At 22.9% G+C, this 1,018-nt stretch carries 1 protein-coding gene; it reads right to left on the bottom strand.

Translation table 11 applies throughout. The annotated features are described in order from the left end of the window. Positions 1 to 83 precede the first annotated feature (83 nt). Entirely contained in the window at positions 84 to 296 is a 213-nt protein-coding gene (locus JCM14822_RS18700; protein ID WP_054744164.1) for a hypothetical protein, read from the bottom strand. Between the last annotated feature and the right edge of the window lie 722 nt (positions 297 to 1,018).

Raw genomic sequence — 1,018 nt, 5'->3', positions numbered from 1 at the left:
ATTTAATTATCGTAGGGTTATTATAATTTTTCACTTTACCATATTTATCCTTATTGTAGTTTGAAATTAATTAGCACATATCGTTATGATACTAATTTACCATCTGTCTCCTCATCTAAAGGTAAATCAAAATCATCATATGATAAATTCCCTTTACTAGCATTATACGTTGTGATTTTTTCATAGATTTCATCATCACCATTAGAATATGTAACATTTACAGATGAATCAATATCATTTGCAAAAATAACACATGAATTACATGCTAATATAACTGTACAAACTCCAATTGCCATTAATTTTTTTAATACTTTAATAAAATCTTTCTCCTGAATTCTTATTTATTATTCAATGAAAATTTTTTCTATCTTGGCTTTATTAGATAGTCTATATATTTTCATAAAATAATTCTCATCTGAAATTTCTTCTGTAATAGTAAAACTATCGCTGAAACATATATTTAATTTTTTATAAATACAATCTGCACTGTAACCACCTATCTGAATAAAATAATTAGACCCTTCTTGTCTAATATTCTTTACTAAGTTTCCCTCACAAAAACTAGATGAAGATAATGTATAATAAGTTTTTAGAAATTTGTGAGGAATAAAATTAGCTACACCTATTTTTTACTAGTTGTACTTCTAAATAATACATTTATATCTTCAGTATTTTTTTCTACATCTAACAACTCTACATTTTCTCCTAGCCTTTTAGATAATAATGTTTGAATATTAGAATTGTCTAATTTAGAAAAATCCGAAAGACTATTTATTAAAAATAAAAATAAAAACAATGATGAAAATAAATAATATAACAATAATTAATTTTTTGAAATAAATCATTTACCCCCCTCTCTCAGCGGCAATATTTAGTATATTATATTTTTAAAAAATCAATAATATTTAAAAATATAATATACTAAATATTTTTTAAAATATATGTTGTTATTTGGTAAGCGGTAAATAGTTCGTACCTCAAAAACTAGTAGTTTTTTGAGACAATGATATAGAACTTT

This window comes from Cellulosilyticum ruminicola JCM 14822, assembly GCF_001311925.1.
GTDB lineage: Bacteria > Bacillota > Clostridia > Lachnospirales > Cellulosilyticaceae > Cellulosilyticum > Cellulosilyticum ruminicola.
This window is presented reverse-complemented; position numbering and strand designations above follow the sequence as displayed.

Excerpts from the sequence above, each read along its gene's own strand:
- JCM14822_RS18700 (WP_054744164.1), bottom strand. The coding sequence starts at position 296 with ATGGCAATTGGAGTTTGTACAGTTATATTAGCATGTAATTCATGTGTT.